This is a genomic window from Cellulomonas sp. JZ18 (assembly GCF_009720485.1).
Taxonomy (GTDB): Bacteria; Actinomycetota; Actinomycetes; order Actinomycetales; family Cellulomonadaceae; genus Cellulomonas.
Window position 1 is genome coordinate 1,766,054 of sequence record NZ_CP045245.1, and the last position, 16,521, is coordinate 1,782,574.

General features: G+C 74.4%; 12 protein-coding genes and 1 pseudogene. 7 read left to right on the forward strand and 6 right to left on the reverse strand.

Annotated features, from left to right (window positions below; genetic code table 11):
* Positions 1-73 precede the first annotated feature (73 nt).
* The 7 genes and pseudogenes from trpC (at position 74) to pyk (ending at position 11,663) form a co-directional block, all read left to right on the forward strand.
* Positions 74-886 (forward strand): indole-3-glycerol phosphate synthase TrpC, encoded by an 813-nt coding sequence (trpC, locus tag GC089_RS08060; RefSeq protein WP_155377258.1) that lies wholly within the window; start codon positions 74-76, stop codon positions 884-886.
* Positions 887-918: 32 nt separating this feature from the next.
* Positions 919-2,196: a tryptophan synthase subunit beta gene (trpB, locus tag GC089_RS08065; protein WP_155379040.1), complete on the forward strand. Its 1,278-nt coding sequence runs from the start codon at positions 919-921 to the stop codon at positions 2,194-2,196.
* On the forward strand, positions 2,193-3,029 hold the full coding sequence (trpA, locus tag GC089_RS08070) for a tryptophan synthase subunit alpha (RefSeq protein ID WP_155377259.1): 837 nt from the start codon (positions 2,193-2,195) through the stop codon (positions 3,027-3,029). Before trpB ends, trpA begins: the two co-directional genes overlap by 4 nt.
* Positions 3,026-3,916, forward strand: coding sequence for a prolipoprotein diacylglyceryl transferase (lgt, locus tag GC089_RS08075; protein WP_155377260.1), 891 nt, complete (start codon positions 3,026-3,028; stop codon positions 3,914-3,916). Before trpA ends, lgt begins: the two co-directional genes overlap by 4 nt.
* 155 nt (positions 3,917-4,071) lie before the next feature.
* Positions 4,072-8,637 (forward strand): glutamate synthase large subunit, encoded by a 4,566-nt coding sequence (gene gltB / locus GC089_RS08080; RefSeq protein ID WP_155377261.1) that lies wholly within the window; start codon positions 4,072-4,074, stop codon positions 8,635-8,637.
* Positions 8,630-10,096: a glutamate synthase subunit beta gene (locus GC089_RS08085; RefSeq protein ID WP_155377262.1), complete on the forward strand. Its 1,467-nt coding sequence runs from the start codon at positions 8,630-8,632 to the stop codon at positions 10,094-10,096. The genes gltB and GC089_RS08085 overlap by 8 nt, the downstream gene beginning before the upstream one ends.
* A 131-nt stretch (positions 10,097-10,227) precedes the next feature.
* Positions 10,228-11,663 (forward strand): annotated as a pseudogene (gene pyk / locus GC089_RS08090) (pyruvate kinase).
* A 6-nt stretch (positions 11,664-11,669) separates the two neighbouring features.
* On the opposite strand, the gene GC089_RS08095 reads toward pyk, so the two are convergent.
* The 6 genes from GC089_RS08095 to GC089_RS08110 form a co-directional block, all read right to left on the reverse strand.
* Positions 11,670-12,551: a hypothetical protein gene (locus GC089_RS08095; RefSeq protein ID WP_155377263.1), complete on the reverse strand. Its 882-nt coding sequence runs from the start codon at positions 12,549-12,551 to the stop codon at positions 11,670-11,672.
* Between the two features lie 46 nt (positions 12,552-12,597).
* Entirely contained in the window at positions 12,598-12,798 is a 201-nt protein-coding gene (locus GC089_RS20020) for a hypothetical protein (RefSeq protein WP_370514094.1), read from the reverse strand.
* Complete coding sequence (locus tag GC089_RS08100; protein WP_370514095.1) at positions 12,795-13,343, reverse strand: MBL fold metallo-hydrolase; 549 nt, start codon at positions 13,341-13,343, stop codon at positions 12,795-12,797. The genes GC089_RS20020 and GC089_RS08100 overlap by 4 nt, the downstream gene beginning before the upstream one ends.
* An 83-nt stretch (positions 13,344-13,426) precedes the next feature.
* The gene (locus GC089_RS18995) at positions 13,427-13,954 is read right to left on the reverse strand and encodes an NAD(P)-dependent oxidoreductase (RefSeq protein WP_230685146.1); all 528 of its coding nucleotides are present in this window, start codon (positions 13,952-13,954) and stop codon (positions 13,427-13,429) included.
* A gap of 169 nt (positions 13,955-14,123) precedes the next feature.
* Positions 14,124-14,420: a hypothetical protein gene (locus tag GC089_RS19000; RefSeq protein ID WP_230685147.1), complete on the reverse strand. Its 297-nt coding sequence runs from the start codon at positions 14,418-14,420 to the stop codon at positions 14,124-14,126.
* Positions 14,417-16,435 carry a DUF2264 domain-containing protein gene (locus GC089_RS08110; protein WP_155377264.1) on the reverse strand — a complete coding sequence of 673 codons (2,019 nt, stop codon included), beginning with the start codon at positions 16,433-16,435 and terminating at the stop codon, positions 14,417-14,419. The genes GC089_RS19000 and GC089_RS08110 overlap by 4 nt, the downstream gene beginning before the upstream one ends.
* Positions 16,436-16,521 lie beyond the last annotated feature (86 nt).

Consider the following 16,521-nt stretch of genomic DNA (forward strand, 5'->3'; position numbering starts at 1 on the left):
GGGTGGCAGACCGCGCGCCGGACGGGCGAACGACGGGCCGCCGTACCGACGGGGCGAAGGGGATGAGCCGCCGATGACCGTGCTGGACGACATCGTCGCGGGGGTCCGGGAGGACCTCGCGGCACGCGAGGCGGCGACGCCGCTGGCCGAGCTGAAGGAGCGCGCCGCACGCCGTGAGTCGGCGATCCACTGCCTCGGGCGCCTGAAGGTGGACGACGCCGTCACCGTCATCGCCGAGGTGAAGCGCTCCAGCCCGAGCAAGGGCGCGCTGGCGACGATCAGCGACCCGGCGGCGCTGGCCGCCGAGTACGAGACGGGAGGCGCCGTCGCGATCTCCGTGCTGACCGAGCGGCGACGCTTCAACGGCTCGCTGGACGACCTGGACGCCGTGCGGGCGCGAGTCGACATCCCGGTGCTGCGCAAGGACTTCGTGGTCTCGCCGTACCAGGTGTGGGAGGCGCGCGCGCACGGGGCGGACCTCGTCCTGCTGATCGTCGCGGCGCTCGAGCAGACCGTGCTGGAGTCGCTCGTGGAGCGCGTCCACTCGCTCGGCATGACGGCGCTCGTCGAGGTGCACGACACCGAGGAGGTGGCGCGCGCCGTCGACGCGGGCGCTCGGGTCATCGGCGTCAACGCCCGCGACCTCAAGACCCTCGACGTCGACCGGACGACGTTCGCCCGGGTCGCCCCCGCGATCCCCTCCGACGTGGTCAAGGTCGCCGAGTCGGGCGTGCGCGGTCCGCACGACGTCATGGACTACGCACGGGCCGGTGCCGACGTCGTGCTCGTCGGCGAGGCGCTCGTGACGGACGACGCCCCGCGGCAGTCCGTCGCCGACCTGGTCGCGGCCGGTGCCCACCCCTCGCTGCGGGCGGTGCGGCAGTGAGCGCGACGGGCCGGTCCTCGGTGAGCCGCAGCATGCGCGACGTCCTCGCCTCGGGCGGCGCGCTGGGCACGCAGGCCGGGCCGTACTTCGGCGACTTCGGCGGGCGGTTCGTCCCGGAGGCGCTGATCGCCGCCCTCGACGAGCTCGACACCGAGTACCACAAGGCCCTGGCCGACCCGACGTTCGCGGACGAGCTGGAGCGGCTGCACCGCACGTACACGGGCCGGCCGAGCCCGCTGACCGAGGTGCCCCGCTTCGCGCGGCACGTCGGCGAGGGCGTGCGCGTGTTCCTCAAGCGCGAGGACCTGAACCACACGGGCTCGCACAAGATCAACAACGTGCTCGGCCAGGCGCTGCTGGTGAAGCGCATGGGCAAGACGCGCGTGATCGCGGAGACCGGCGCCGGCCAGCACGGCGTCGCGACCGCCACGGCGTGCGCGCTGCTCGACCTCGAGTGCACCGTCTACATGGGCGAGGAGGACACGCAGCGCCAGGCGCTCAACGTCGCCCGCATGCGGCTGCTCGGGGCCGAGGTCGTCCCGGTCACCATCGGGTCGCGGACGCTCAAGGACGCGATCAACGAGGCGCTGCGCGACTGGGTGGCCAACGTCGAGTCGACGCACTACCTGCTCGGCACCGTCACGGGTCCGCACCCGTTCCCGGAGATGGTCCGCGACTTCCACAAGGTCATCGGCGACGAGGCCCGTGCGCAGCTGCTCGAGGAGATCGGCCGGCTGCCCGACGCGGTGGCGGCGTGCGTGGGCGGCGGCTCGAACGCCATGGGGATCTTCAACGCGTTCCTCGACGACCCCGACGTGCGGCTGTTCGGCTTCGAGGCCGGCGGCGAGGGCGTCGCGTCCGGCCGCCACTCCGCGCGGTTCTCGGGCGGCGTGCCGGGCGTGCTGCACGGCGCCCGCAGCTACCTCCTCCAGGACGAGGACGGGCAGACGCTGCCGAGCCACTCGGTCTCGGCGGGGCTCGACTACCCCAGCGTGGGCCCGGAGCACGCGTGGCTGCACGACATCGGCCGGGCGCAGTACCGCCCGGTGACGGACGTGGAGGCCATGCAGGCGTTCGAGTTGCTGTGCCGGACCGAGGGGATCATCCCCGCGATCGAGTCGGCGCACGCCCTCGCCGGGGCGATCGCGCTGGGCGCCGAGGCTCGGCAGTGGGGGCGGGACGGCCGCGAGGCGGTGGTCCTCGTCAACCTGTCGGGGCGCGGCGACAAGGACGTCGCGACGGCGGCGGCGTGGTTCGGCCTGATCGAGGACGAGCCGGTGGTCAAGGCGGACGAGGGGGAGCAGCTGTGAGCACGACGCAGGTCCGCTCGGTGACCGCCGAGCGTCTCGACGCGCTCGCCTCCGGCCCCTCGCCGCGTGCGGCGCTGATCGGCTACCTGCCCGTGGGCTTCCCCTCCGTGCCCGGGTCCGTGCGGGCCGTGCGGGCGATGGTCGAGGCGGGCGTCGACGTCGTCGAGCTCGGCATGCCGTACACGGACCCCGTGATGGACGGGCCGGTCATCCAGCGCGCGGCGGACGCCGCCCTCGCGAACGGCACCCGCGTCAAGGACACCCTCGTCGCGGTCGAGCAGGTCGCGGACGCCGGGGCGCCCGTCCTGGTCATGACCTACTGGAACCTCGTGCTGCGGTACGGGGTGGACGCGTACGCGCGCGACCTCGCGGCCGCGGGCGGCGCCGGGCTCATCACGCCCGACCTGATCCCGGACGAGGCCGAGGAGTGGCTGCAGGCGTCGGACGCGCACGGTCTGGATCGTGTGTTCCTCGTGGCGCCGTCGTCCACGCCCGAGCGGCTGGCGTCGACGAGCGCCGCGAGCCGTGGGTTCGTCTACGCGGCGTCGACCATGGGGGTCACGGGGGAGCGGGCCACGGTCGGCGCCCGGGCCGAGCAGCTCGTCGCCGACACGCGTGCGGCCGGTGCCGAGCGCGTGTGCGTCGGGCTGGGCGTGTCGCGCCCCGAGCAGGCCGCGCAGGTGGCGGGCTACGCCGACGGCGTCATCGTCGGCTCGGCGCTCGTGCGCCCCCTGGTGGAGGCCGTGGACGAGGGCGCCGGGATCGACGCGCTCACGCGGGTCGTCGCGGGGCTCGCCGAGGGTGTCCGGTTCGCCGACCGGTCGGGCCGATGACGTTCACCGGGACGCTCGCCGCCGCGGGGATCCCCAGCCCCTCGCAGGGTGTGTGGCACCTGGGGCCGTTCCCGCTGCGCGCGTACGCGTTCGCGATCCTGCTCGGCATCGTCGTCGCCGCGATCATGACGCGGCGGCGGTGGGCCGAGCGCGGCGGCGACCCGGAGACGGTCCTCGACATCACGTACTGGGCGGTGCCGTTCGGCATCGTCGGCGGTCGGATCTACCACGTCCTGAGCTCGCCCGACGCCTACTTCGGCCCCGGCGGCGACCCCGTGCGGGCGCTCTACATCTGGGAGGGCGGGCTCGGCATCTGGGGCGCCGTCGCGTTCGGCGCGGTCGGCGCGTGGATCGGCTGCCGGCGCCACGGCGTGCGGCTCGCGCCGTTCGCCGACGCGCTCGCGCCGGGGCTGCTCGTCGCGCAGGCCATCGGCCGTCTCGGGAACTGGTTCAACCAGGAGCTGTTCGGCGGTCCGACGACGCTGCCGTGGGGGCTGCGGATCGACGAGCAGCACCTGCCGACCGGCTTCGAGCCCGGCACGCTGTTCCACCCGACCTTCCTGTACGAGCTGGTGTGGAACCTCGCCGCCGCCGCGCTGCTGCTCTGGCTGGACCGCCGCTACCGCCTCGGGCACGGCCGCGTGTTCTGGCTCTACGTCGCCCTGTACACCGCGGGACGGCTGTGGATCGAGCTCCTGCGGATCGACCCCGCGGAGACGGTGCTGGGTCTGCGCCTGAACGTCTGGACGTCCGTCATCGTCGGTGTCGGTGCGCTGGTAGCGTTCGTCGTGGTCGGCCGTCGGCATCCAGGACGTGACGCGACCCTCCTGCGCACACCCCCCAGCACGCAGGACGACGAGGCGGAGGCCTCCACACCCGCCCGGTGACCCGGGCGGTCGGAACGACCCGGCCACCATCCGAGGCGGCGCCCCGCATGCCTGCGCGCGGGCCGTATAGTCGCCTCCACACCGGGCCGACGACGTCCCTGTACCCCCCCTGTTGTTGCGATGCCCCGGCCCCGGGGACTGTGAGGACGGTGCTGATGTCCACGTCGCCCGTGAGCCCCGACGCCGCCGCGGCGCCCTCCGCGCACACCCTCTACGACCCCGCCGCCGAGCACGACGCGTGCGGGTTCGCCTGGGTGGCCACGCTGCGCGGCACACCGGGTCGCGACATCGTCGACGCCGGTCTGACGGCGCTGCTCAACCTGGACCACCGCGGTGCGGTCGGGGCCGAGGAGGACAGCGGTGACGGCGCCGGCATCCTCACGCAGATCCCCGACGCGTTCCTGCGCGACGTCGTCGACGCCGAGCTGCCGCCGCCCGGGCACTACGCGATCGGCATGGCGTTCCTGCCGGTCGAGGAGGCGGACCTGCAGCGGGCCGTGCGTGCGGTCGAGGCGATCGCCGCGGAGGAGAAGCTCGACGTGCTCGCGTGGCGCGAGGTCGTCGTGACGGCCGACCTCGTGGGTCCCACGGCGCGGGCCTCGATGCCGGCGTTCCGCCAGCTCGTCGTCGCCGACCCGTCGCGGGAGCTCGCGGGCATCGAGCTCGACCGACGCACGTACCGGCTGCGCAAGCGCGCCGAGCGTGAGGCCGGCGTCTACTTCGCGTCGCTGTCGGCGCGCACCATCGTCTACAAGGGCATGCTGACGCCCGGCCAGCTGGAGCCGTTCTTCGCGGACCTGTCGGACCCGCGGTACGCGTCCGAGATCGCGCTCGTGCACTCGCGCTTCTCGACCAACACGTTCCCGTCGTGGCCCCTCGCGCAGCCGTTCCGGATGATCGCGCACAACGGCGAGATCAACACGGTCCGCGGCAACCGCAACTGGATGGCGGCGCGCGAGGGCATGCTCGCCTCCGAGGCGCTGGGCGACCTCGCGCCGCTGCTGCCGGTGTGCACCCCCGGCGGGTCCGACTCGGGCAGCTTCGACGAGGTGCTCGAGCTGCTGCACCTCGCGGGCCGCTCGCTGCCGCACGCGATGATGATGATGATCCCCGAGCCGTGGGAGAACCACGCGCAGATGGATCCGGCCACGCGCGCGTTCTTCGAGTACCACTCCACGCTCATGGAGCCGTGGGACGGCCCGGCCGCGATGACGTTCACCGACGGCACGGTCATCGGCTCCATGCAGGACCGCAACGGGCTGCGTCCGGGCCGGTACTGGGTGACCGAGGACGGTCTGGTGGTCTGCGCGTCCGAGGCCGGCGTCCTCGACCTCGACCCGGCGTCGGTCGTCGCCAAGGGCAGGCTCGAGCCCGGTCTGTTCTTCCTCGTCGACACCGGCCAGGGCCGGATCGTCGCGGACGCGGAGGTCATGGCGCAGCTGGCTGCGCAGCGGCCGTACGCCCAGTGGCTCGAGGAGAACCTCGTCCGCCTCGAGCAGCTGCCCGAGCGCGACCACGTGTCGCACTCGAGCGCCTCCGTCCGCCGGCGCCAGCGCGCGTTCGGCTACACGGAGGAGGAGCTCAAGGTCCTCCTCGCCCCGATGGCGGCGGCCGGTGCGGAGCCGCTCGGCGCCATGGGGTCGGACACGCCCGTCGCGGTGCTCTCGCAGCGTCCGCGTCTGCTGTTCGACTACTTCACGCAGATGTTCGCCCAGGTGACGAACCCGCCGCTCGACGCGATCCGCGAGGAGCTCGTCACGTCGATCGGCGGTGCCATCGGCCCCGAGCCGAACCTGCTCGCGGACGGGCCGGAGCACGCGCGCAAGCTCGCGCTGCCCTTCCCGGTCATCGACAACGACCAGCTCGCGAAGATCGTGCACGTGGCGAAGTCGCCCGCGCACGGGTTCCGCTCGACCACCATCCGCGGCCTGTACAAGGTCGACGGCGGGGGAGCGGCGCTCGAGAAGCGGCTCGAGGAGATCTTCGCCGAGGTCGACCGCGCCATCGCCGACGGCGTGAGCTTCCTCGTCCTGTCGGACCGCAACTCCGACGCGGACCTCGCGCCGATCCCGTCGCTGCTGCTGCTCTCGGCGGTGCACCACCACACGCTGCGCCGGCACACGCGCACGCAGATCTCGCTCGTCGTCGAGGCCGGCGACGTCCGCGAGGTGCACCACGTGGCGCTCCTCGTCGGCTACGGCGCCGCCGCGGTGAACCCGTACCTGGCGATGGAGTCCGTCGAGGACCTCGCGCGCAGCGGCTTCCTGCCCGGCGTCACCCCCGAGAAGGCGGTCGCGAACCTCATCAAGGCGCTCGGCAAGGGCGTGCTGAAGGTCATGTCGAAGATGGGCATCTCGACGATCGCGTCCTACCGCGGGGCGCAGGTGTTCGAGGCCATCGGCCTGTCGCACGCGCTGGTGGACAAGTACTTCACGGGCACGACGAGCCGCCTGGGCGGCATCGGCCTCGACGTCATCGCGGCCGAGGTCGCGGCCCGGCACGCGGACGCGTACCCGGCGAGCGGCAACCGGCAGGCGCACCAGCGCCTCGCCGTGGGCGGCGAGTACCAGTGGCGCCGGGGCGGCGAGGAGCACCTGTTCGACCCGGAGACGGTGTTCCGGCTGCAGCACTCGACGCGCACGCGGCAGATGGACGTGTTCCGCCAGTACACGCAGCGCGTCGACGAGCAGTCGGAGCGGCTGATGACGCTGCGCGGCCTGCTGCGGTTCAAGGACGGCGTGCGCCCGCCCGTGCCGGTCGACGAGGTCGAGCCGGTCAGCGAGATCGTCAAGCGCTTCCAGACGGGCGCCATGTCCTACGGCTCCATCTCGGCCGAGGCGCACGAGACGCTCGCGATCGCGATGAACCGCCTCGGCGGCAAGTCCAACACCGGCGAGGGCGGCGAGGACCCGGAGCGCCTGTACGACCCCGAGCGTCGCTCGGCGATCAAGCAGATCGCGTCGGGTCGCTTCGGGGTGACGAGCGAGTACCTGACCCACGCGGACGACATCCAGATCAAGCTCGCCCAGGGCGCCAAGCCCGGTGAGGGCGGGCAGCTGCCGGGGCACAAGGTGTACCCGTGGGTGGCGAGGACGCGGCACTCGACGCCGGGCGTGGGCCTCATCTCGCCGCCGCCGCACCACGACATCTACTCGATCGAGGACCTGGCGCAGCTCATCCACGACGCCAAGAACGCGAACCCGTCGGCGCGCATCCACACGAAGCTCGTGTCGGAGTTCGGCGTCGGGACGATCGCGGCCGGCGTGGCGAAGGCGCACTCGGACGTCGTGCTCATCTCGGGCCACGACGGCGGCACGGGCGCCTCGCCGCTGACGTCGCTCAAGCACGCCGGCACGCCGTGGGAGATCGGCCTCGCCGAGACGCAGCAGACGCTCGTGCTCAACGACCTGCGCGACCGCGTCGTCGTGCAGGTGGACGGCCAGCTGAAGACCGGCCGCGACGTGGTCGTCGGCGCGCTGCTGGGCGCGGAGGAGTTCGGCTTCGCGACCGCTCCGCTGGTCGTGTCGGGCTGCGTCATGATGCGGGTCTGCCACCTCGACACGTGCCCGGTGGGCGTCGCGACGCAGAACCCGGAGCTGCGCGCGCGGTTCACCGGCAAGCCCGAGTTCGTCGTCACGTTCTTCGAGTTCATCGCGCAGGAGGTGCGCGAGCTGCTCGCGCAGCTCGGCTTCCGCACGCTCCAGGAGGCGGTGGGTCACGTCGAGGTGCTCGACACCCGCGACGCGGTGGACCACTGGAAGGCCGCGGGTCTGGACCTCGCGCCGGTGCTCGCGGTGCCGCAGCCCAAGCCGGGGTCGGCGCTGCACCACGTGAAGGAGCAGGACCACGGCCTGTCGCGCGCGCTGGACAACCAGCTCATCGCGATGGCGGCGGACGCGCTCGAGCGGGCCGAGCCGGTCCGCATCGACCTGCCGATCCGCAACGTCAACCGCACGGTCGGCACGATGCTGGGCCACCACGTGACCAAGCGGTACGGCGGTGCGGGACTGCCGGACGACACGATCGACGTCACCCTGACCGGGTCGGCGGGCCAGTCGTTCGGCGCGTTCGTGCCGCGGGGCATCACGCTGCGCCTGTTCGGCGACGCGAACGACTACGTCGGCAAGGGCCTGTCCGGCGGGCGCATCATCGTCCGTCCCGACCGGCGCTCGGTGCTGTCGAGCCAGCACAACGTCATCGCGGGCAACGTGATCGGCTACGGCGCGACGAGCGGGCAGATCCTCCTGCGCGGGCTCGTCGGCGAGCGCTTCGGCGTGCGCAACTCGGGCGCCACGCTCGTCGTCGAGGGCGTCGGTGACCACGCCTGCGAGTACATGACGGGCGGCACGGTCGTCGTGCTGGGCAGCACGGGCCGCAACTTCGGCGCCGGCATGTCCGGGGGCACGGCGTACGTGCTCGACCTGCGACCCGAGCTGGTGAACATCGAGGCGGTGCGCGCCGGTGAGCTGTCGCTCGCGCCGCTCGACGACGAGGACGCGGCGCTGGTCGAGCACCTGCTGCGCGTCCACGCCGAGGAGACGGGCTCGCCGGTCGCGGCCCAGCTGCTCGAGGACCCCCAGGGCACCCGGGCGCGGTTCACGCGCCTGCTGCCCACCGAGTACGCCCGCGTGCGGAGCGCCCTCGCGAAGGCCGAGGCCGAGGGCCTCGACCCCGCGGCGCCCGGCGTGTGGGACCAGATCCTGGAGGTGGCCCGTGGCTGACCCCCGCGGCTTCCTGAAGGTGCGCGAGCGCGAGCTCCCGCCCAACCGCCCCGTCGAGGTGCGCCTGCGCGACTGGAAGGACGTGCACGCGAACCTCGTGGCGGGTCAGCCGTTCCTCAAGGAGCAGGCCGGCCGCTGCATGGACTGCGGCATCCCGTTCTGCCACAACGGCTGCCCCCTCGGGAACCTCATCCCCGAGTGGAACGACCTGGTGTGGCGCGGCCAGTGGGCGGACGCCATCGACCGCCTGCACGCGACGAACAACTTCCCGGAGTTCACGGGGCGCATCTGCCCGGCGCCGTGCGAGTCCAGCTGCGTGCTGGGCATCAACCAGCCGCCGGTGACGATCAAGAACGTCGAGGTCTCGATCATCGACGAGGCGTTCGCACGCGGGCTCGTGACGCCGCAGGTGCCGCAGCGCCTCACCGGGCACACGGTCGCGGTCGTCGGCTCGGGACCCGCGGGTCTCGCCGCCGCGCAGCAGCTGACCCGCGCCGGTCACACCGTCGCGGTGTACGAGCGGGACGACGAGATCGGCGGCCTGCTGCGCTACGGCGTGCCGGACTTCAAGCTCGAGAAGGTCCACATCGACCGCCGCCTCGAGCAGATGCGCGCCGAGGGCACCCGCTTCCGCGCCGGCGTCGAGGTCGGCCGCGACGTCACGTGGTCGCAGCTGCAGGCGCGCTACGACGCGATCGTCGTCGCGACGGGCGCCACGGTCCCGCGTCAGCCGTCGGTGGCGGGTCTCGACCTGGACGGCGTCCACGTCGCGATGGACTACCTGCACCAGGCCAACGCGGTCGTCGCCGGCAAGGACGTGCCCGGCCAGATCACGGCCGAGGGCAAGCACGTCGTCATCATCGGCGGCGGCGACACCGGCTCGGACTGCCTGGGCACGGCGCTGCGCCAGGGCGCCGCGTCCGTGACGACGCTGGCCATCGGCAAGCGCCCGCCGCTGGAGCGACCCGAGCACCAGCCGTGGCCGACCGACCCGGTCGTCTTCGAGGTCTCCTCGTCGCACGAGGAGGGCGGGGAGCGCGAGTACCTCGCCTCCACCGTCGCGTTCGTGGGTGACGAGAGCGGCCGCGTCCGGCGACTGCGCCTCGCCACGACCGAGTACCTGCCCGACGGCCGCCGTGTGCCGCAGCCCGGCACCGAGCGCGAGATCCCCGCGGACCTCGTGCTCATCGCGATGGGCTTCACCGGTCCCGAGACCGAGGGCATCGCCGACCAGCTCGGCGTCGCGCTCACCGACCGCGGCCTGGTCGCACGCAGCGACGACTTCGCGACCGACGTCCCCGGCGTGTTCGTGGCGGGTGACGCCGGTCGTGGCCAGTCGCTCGTCGTCTGGGCCATCGCCGAGGGGCGCGCGGCCGCCGCGGCGGTCGACGCCTACCTGTCCGGCTCCTCCGAGCTCCCGGTCCCGGTCACCGCCAGCACCGTGGCGCTGCGCCCCTGACCGGGTCGTCCCCGTCCGTCCCCTTCGATCCCACCCCCTCGCTCCGACCCGGGCCGCGTACCTGCTGGTGCGCGGCCCGCGTCGGGACGTCCGGCCTGTGGCCGGCCCCCAGGAAGGCTTAGTCTCGAACCATGCGTAGAGCCAAGATCGTCTGCACCATCGGCCCCGCCACGGAGTCGGCCGAGCAGGTCCAGGCCCTCGTCGACGCGGGGATGGACGTCGCCCGTCTGAACCGCAGCCACGGCGACACCGAGGTGCACAAGCGCGTGTACGACAACGTGCGCGCCGCGGCGAAGGCCTCGGGCCGCTCCGTCGCCGTCCTCGTGGACCTGCAGGGCCCCAAGATCCGCCTCGGCCGTTTCGTCGAGGGCAAGCACACCCTCGCCGTGGGCGACACCTTCACCATCACCACGGACGACATCGAGGGCACCAAGGAGCGCGTCTCGACGACGTTCAAGGGCCTGCCGGGCGACGTGAAGCCGGGCGACCCGATCCTCATCGACGACGGCAAGGTGCTCGTCCGCGTCACCGCCGTCGAGGGCAACGACGTCATCACCCGCGTCGAGGTGCCGGGCCCGGTCTCGAACAACAAGGGCCTGAACCTGCCGGGCGTGGCGGTGTCGGTGCCGGCGATGAGCGAGAAGGACGAGGAGGACCTGCGCTGGGCCCTCAACGTCGGCGCGGACATCATCGCGCTGTCCTTCGTCCGCACCGCGGCCGACTACGACGACGTGCGCCGGATCATGGAGGAGGAGGGCCGGGTCGTCCCGGTCGTCGCCAAGATCGAGAAGCCGCAGGCGGTCGAGAACCTCACCGAGATCGTCCAGGCCTTCGACGGCATCATGGTCGCCCGCGGCGACCTCGGCGTGGAGCTGCCGCTCGAGCAGGTGCCGCTCGTGCAGAAGCGCGCGGTCGAGCTCGCCCGCCGCAACGCCAAGCCGGTCATCGTCGCGACCCAGGTGCTCGAGTCGATGATCACGAACCCCCGCCCACGCGTGCGGAGGCGTCCGACTGCGCCAACGCGGTGCTCGACGGCGCGGACGCGGTCATGCTCTCGGGCGAGACGAGCGTCGGCGACTACCCGATCGAGGCGGTCCGCACGATGGCCCGCATCATCGAGAGCACCGAGGAGCTCGGGCGCGAGCGCATCGCGCCGCTCGGCTCGGTCCCCTCGACGCGCGGTGGCGCGATCACGCGCGCCGCGGCGGAGATCGGCGAGGTGCTCGGGGTGAAGTACCTCGTGACGTTCACGCAGTCCGGCGACTCGGCGCGCCGCATGTCGCGCCTGCGCTCGTCGATCCCGCTGCTCGCGTTCACGCCCGAGGAGTCGGTGCGCAACCTGCTCTCCCTGTCGTGGGGCGTGCAGACCTACCAGGTGCCCGAGGTCGAGAGCACGGACGTCATGGTCAGCCAGGTGGACCAGACCCTGCGCGCGAACGGTCTCGCCGAGGTGGGCGACTACGTCGTCGTCGTCGCGGGCACGCCCGTCGGCGTCGTGGGCTCGACCAACACGGTCGTCGTCCACAAGATCGGCGACGAGGAGCAGGTCCGCACCCGCATCGCCTGAGCCGGCTCACGCATCACGACGGCCGCCGCCCGCTCCGGGCGGCGGCCGTCGCGCGTGCGGGACGCGGCACTCTGTGCCCCACAGCTCGACCGTCTGGAGGAGCCAGGACGCCGCGAACAGCCCGACGAGCGCCGCCTCGGTGACGAGCACGGCGTGCCGCCACGTCGGCACCTGCTCGCGCAGCGCGACGACGGCGGCGAGCGTGAGGACCAGCGCGACACCGACGACCGTGTACGCGGCCGCCCACCGGGCCGAGACCGCGCGCGCCTCGAACGCGCGCAGCAGCACGACGCCGGCCGTGGCGACGAACAGCCCCACGGCGGCGAGGTCGTGCGCGGTCGTGGCGAAGCGCTCGGCGTCGACGAGGAAGAGGGCGGCAAGGGTGGCGAGGACGGCGCCGGCGAGGACCCGGGCGGCACGCTCGGCCGCGGTCAGCGGTCCGCGCCGGCGGACGACGAGGCGGACGAGGATCGTCAGCGCGCCCGCGACGAGCAGGGCGGTGACCGCGACCTGCACCCCCGGCAGCACGTCCACCGGCACGGGCGGGGCGGCGGCACCGCAGCTCGGCTCCTGCGCGGTCGGCGTGAACGCCACGACGAGCGCGAGCGCGCCCGCCACGTCCAGCGCGGTGTTCTCCAGGTCCGACGTGCCCCGGTAGACGAGCAGGCAGACGCCGATCGCGCAGACGGCACCCACGACCGCGTCGTGCGCGCCGGTCCAGTAGTACGCGCTGACCGACGTCTCCCAGCAGCCCGAGCGGACCGTCTGCGCGACGACCGCGGAGGCGAGCAGCGCCACGAGGGCGACGACGGCGATCCGCAGGCTGCGGTACGTGTCGCGGACGGCCCGGCGCTCCCGCACCGGGTCGTCGTGGTCGCCGTCGCTCACGACTGCACCGTGGCACGCACCGCCGACGTCCGCCTCGCGGCGGGCGTCAGTGGGGCCCGACGCGCCGGGCGTGCTCGACGGCGGACGCGATGCCGTCGGTCCACGGGTCCCCGTGCCCGGGCAGGACGACCCCGGCGCCGGTCGCCGCGAGGGCGTCGAGCGAGGCCAGCGCCTGCGCGCTGTCCGCGGTCGCCGCACCCGCGACGATCTGGGGGCCGCGCCCGTACGTGTAGGGGTCGAGCGTCACGAGCGCGTCGCCGGACAGCAGCGCGTCCCGGTCCGGCAGGTGCAGGGCGCAGTGGCCGAGCGTGTGCCCGGGGACAGGACGACCCGCGGTGCGCCGGGCACGGGGAGCACGCCGTCACCGGGGATCGGGGTCGTGCCCGTGACGCCCGGGACGCGCCACGCGCCCGCGAGCAGCATCGCCGTGAGGGGGACCAGGCCGAGCGGGTGGCGCACGGGGTAGGCGGCGCGGGGACGCTCGTGCAGGTACTGGTACGGGTGCGCGGCGAGGGTCGCGTCGTCGGGGTGCACCCACACGGGCACCCCGAGCCGGCGCTGCGCGGCGGCGGCCGAGCCGGTGTGGTCGAAGTGCGCGTGCGTCAGGACGACCGCGGCGACGTCGTCGGGGCGCCGGCCGAGCGCGCGGACGGCGTGGCCGAGCAGCGGCCACGTGTCGGGCAGGCCGGTGTCGACGATCGTGAGGCGGCCGTCGTCGCCCTCGACGAGGTAGCAGTTCACGTACGCGTGCGCGAGCCGGTGGACCCCGGGCGCGACGTCGGTCGTCAGCATGGTGCACCTCCTGCGGGCCACCGTAGGTGGGTCCGCCGGACCTCGCCCGCCCGGGCGCCTCGGGGACGGCCGGGCGGCGAGGGTCAGGCGATCCGCGCGAGGTCGTCGGCGCGCACCTCGGACCGCAGCTCCCCGGTGCGGACCCAGCGCAGCACCTCCGCGACCGCCTCGTCGCCGAGGCGGCGCAGCTCGTTGCCCAGCGAGCCCGCCACGTGCGGCGTCAGGACGACACCGGGCGCGTCGAAGAGGGGGTGGTCCGGCGGGAGCGGCTCGGGGTCGGTCACGTCGAGGACGGCACGCAGGCGTCCGCGCAGGACCTCCGCCGTGAGGGCGTCGGTGTCGACGAGGCTGCCGCGCGCGGTGTTGACGAGCGTGGCGCCGTCGCGCATGAGCGCGAGCTGCGCGGCCCCGATCATGCGGTACGTGGCCGGCAGTGCGGGCGCGTGCAGGGTCACGACGTCCGACGCCGCGAGCAGCGCGTCGAGCGGGAGCAGGTCGGCCCCCAGGTCCGCCGCCTGCGCGGGGGTGAGCGACGGGTCGTGCAGGACGGGACGCAGGTCGAACGGCCGCAGCAGCTCGAGCAGGCGCCGGCCTGTGCGGGACGCGCCCACGACCCCACCGTCGCGCCGTTGGTGCCGACGGGTCCGCCCGGCTGCCACGCGTCGAGCCGGCGGTGCGCGCGGTAGTGCTCCTGCGCCTCGCCGACCCGCTTGGCCGCCAGCAGGACCGTGGCCAGCGCGTACTCCGCCACCGGCAGCGCGTTCGTGGCCGCGCCGCTCGTCACGCGCACCCCGCGCTCCCACACCGCGGGGGTGACGAGCCGCTTGACGGTGCCGGCGGTGTGCACGACGAGCCGCAGCCGGGGGCGGTGTCGAGCAGCGCCGCGTCCAGGGGAGGCGCGCCCCAGCCGGTGAGCAGCACGTCGACGTCGTCGAGCGCACCCCGCACCGTCGCGGGCGTGAGCACCCCCGGGCGCAGGTCCACCGCCGAGCGCAGGCGCGCGAGGGCGGCGTCGTCCAGGAGCCGGGGGAGCAGCGCGGCATCGCCCAGGAGCACGGCCGCGCGGCCGCGGGTCACGGGTGCGTCCCGTCGACGGTCGGGACCACGTGTGCCGCGGGGACCACGTCCCGACGTCCGTCCCGCCACCGCACGACGACCTCGCCGTCGCGGACGTCGACCGACGCGACGGCGTCGAGGTCGACGTCGTCCCCGGCACCGCCGGCGAGCACGACGAGCGCCGCGACGACCGCCCCCGCGGCCACGGGTGCGCTGCTGCGGAGCCACGGCGTCGCGGACCAGCGGGCGAACGGGTCGGCGCCGTCCCGCCAGGTCGCACCCGCCTCGTCGAGCCCGCGGACGGCGCGGACGGCGCTCACCGTGCCGTCCGCACGGTGCAGGACGACGCGGTCGGGGTCGTCCTCGACCCGAACCTCGTCGCGCTGCGCGCCCGCCAGGGCCCAGCCGCCGACGTGCATGCGCCACGGTCCCGGGTCCGCCGGCCACGCCGCGTCGGCGTCGGGGTGCGCCACGGGGTCGTCGTCCGCCGGGTGCCACCACGCGAGCCGCAGCTCGTGGACCCCGTGCACGACCGAGGCGGTCGTCACCTGCGGCCCTCGCCGCAGCCCCGCCCAGCCGGCGTCGTCGCCCGCGCCAGGAGCGCCGGGCGTGTCGAGCCAGTGCACCTGCGAGCGGGAGACGGCGCAGGTGTCGCCGAGGTGCACGCGCTGGACGCCGTCGCGGTGGGACGGTGCACCCGCCCCGTCGAGCAGCGCCGTGTGCGACTCGAGCGGGGCGGCGACGGCGTCGCGGGAGAGCTGGGGCGAGGTGGCCGTGGAGTACCCGAGCCGTCGGTACGCGGGGTCGTCGGCGCGTGCGACGACGCGGGGCTCCAGCATCCGGTCCGACCCGTGGTTGAGGACGCGCACCAGGCCGTCCGCGGGGGTGCGCACGACGAGCCAGCCCGGGACCGGCAGGGCGCGGACCTGCGGACCGGTCGCGGGCTCGGGCTCCGGCGGTGCCGTCCACACGGCGTCGTCCGCGGGGAGCAGCAGCCCGAGGAACGCCTTGCTCGCCCAGTAGGGGGACGCGCCCCCGGAGTACAGCTGGCGCAGCCGCGGGTACGCGCGGTGCCACCCGATCGGCAGGAGCCCGTGCTCGTCGACCGCGCCGGCCTCGAGGAAGTGCTCGAGCACGCCCGCGGCGAGGGTGCGCGTCTCGGCGGGGCGCAGCGGGGTCGCGCCGGCCAGGGTGCCCGCCCAGAAGGGCGCCAGGACGGCGAACCGGTACGTGGTCGAACGTCCCTGCAGCAGCGGCGCGCCGGACGAGCCGACGAGGTGCCGTGCCTGTGCGAGGTAGGCGTGCAGGCGCTCGGCGTGCACCTGCTCGAGCGGGCGCCGGCGGATGCGTGCGTGCAGCAGCGGGTAGAGGTGCCAGGCCCAGCCGGCGTAGTGGTCGAAGCTCTGCCGCTCGCCGTCGCGGCCGCGCCCGTCCGAGTACCAGCCGTCCCCGACGTACAGGTCCTCGCGCAGGGCGTCGTTGCGGTCGAGGTCGTCCTGGCTCCAGGGGCCGCCGACCTCGGCGAGGAACGCCTCGACCACGTCCTGGAACCACAGCCAGTTGTTGCGGTACCCGTCGGTCCCGACGATGTCCGCGAACCAGTCGACGACGCGGGCCCGCACCCCCTCGTCGAGCCGGTCCCACAGCCACGGGCGCGTCTCGGCGAGCCCGACGGCGACCGACGCGGCCTCGACCACGGCCTGGCGCCGCTCCGTCATCCGGGGCCACCGCTCGGGGCTCGCCGGGTCGGTCCCCGCGGCGAGGCCCGCCGCATACCGGTCCAGGAGGCCGTCGGGGTCGGCGCCTCCCTCGCCCGCGACCCGGAAGGCCGCGAGCAGGAACGTGCGGGCGTACCCCTCGAGGCCGTCGCTCCACCGCCCGGACGCGCTGACCGGACCGGGCAGCGTCAGGAGGGCGTGCCCGGGCGAGGCGTACGGGCGCACGGCGCGCAGGAGGTCGTCCGCGACGGCCAGCCAGCGGGCGCGGCTCCCGTGAGGGGCGGCGGGGTCGGGGGCGTCGTCGCGCGGCACGGCCATGGACCGAGCCTGGGCTAGGGTCGGGCGGCACGGTCACCGAACGGACAGTTTCGATCACGACCGGCCGTGCGAAGCGGGCGAGGAGG

What these genes read in the sequence shown, in the direction of transcription:
- trpC (WP_155377258.1), top strand. Translation starts at nt 74, where the DNA reads ATGACCGTGCTGGACGACATCGTCGCGGGGGTCCGGGAGGACCTCGCG.
- trpB (WP_155379040.1), top strand. Translation starts at nt 919, where the DNA reads ATGCGCGACGTCCTCGCCTCGGGCGGCGCGCTGGGCACGCAGGCCGGG.
- lgt (WP_155377260.1), top strand. Translation starts at nt 3,026, where the DNA reads ATGACGTTCACCGGGACGCTCGCCGCCGCGGGGATCCCCAGCCCCTCG.
- gltB (WP_155377261.1), top strand. Translation starts at nt 4,072, where the DNA reads ATGTCCACGTCGCCCGTGAGCCCCGACGCCGCCGCGGCGCCCTCCGCG.
- GC089_RS08100 (WP_370514095.1), bottom strand. Translation starts at nt 13,343, where the DNA reads ATGCTGACGACCGACGTCGCGCCCGGGGTCCACCGGCTCGCGCACGCG.
- GC089_RS08110 (WP_155377264.1), bottom strand. Translation starts at nt 16,435, where the DNA reads ATGGCCGTGCCGCGCGACGACGCCCCCGACCCCGCCGCCCCTCACGGG.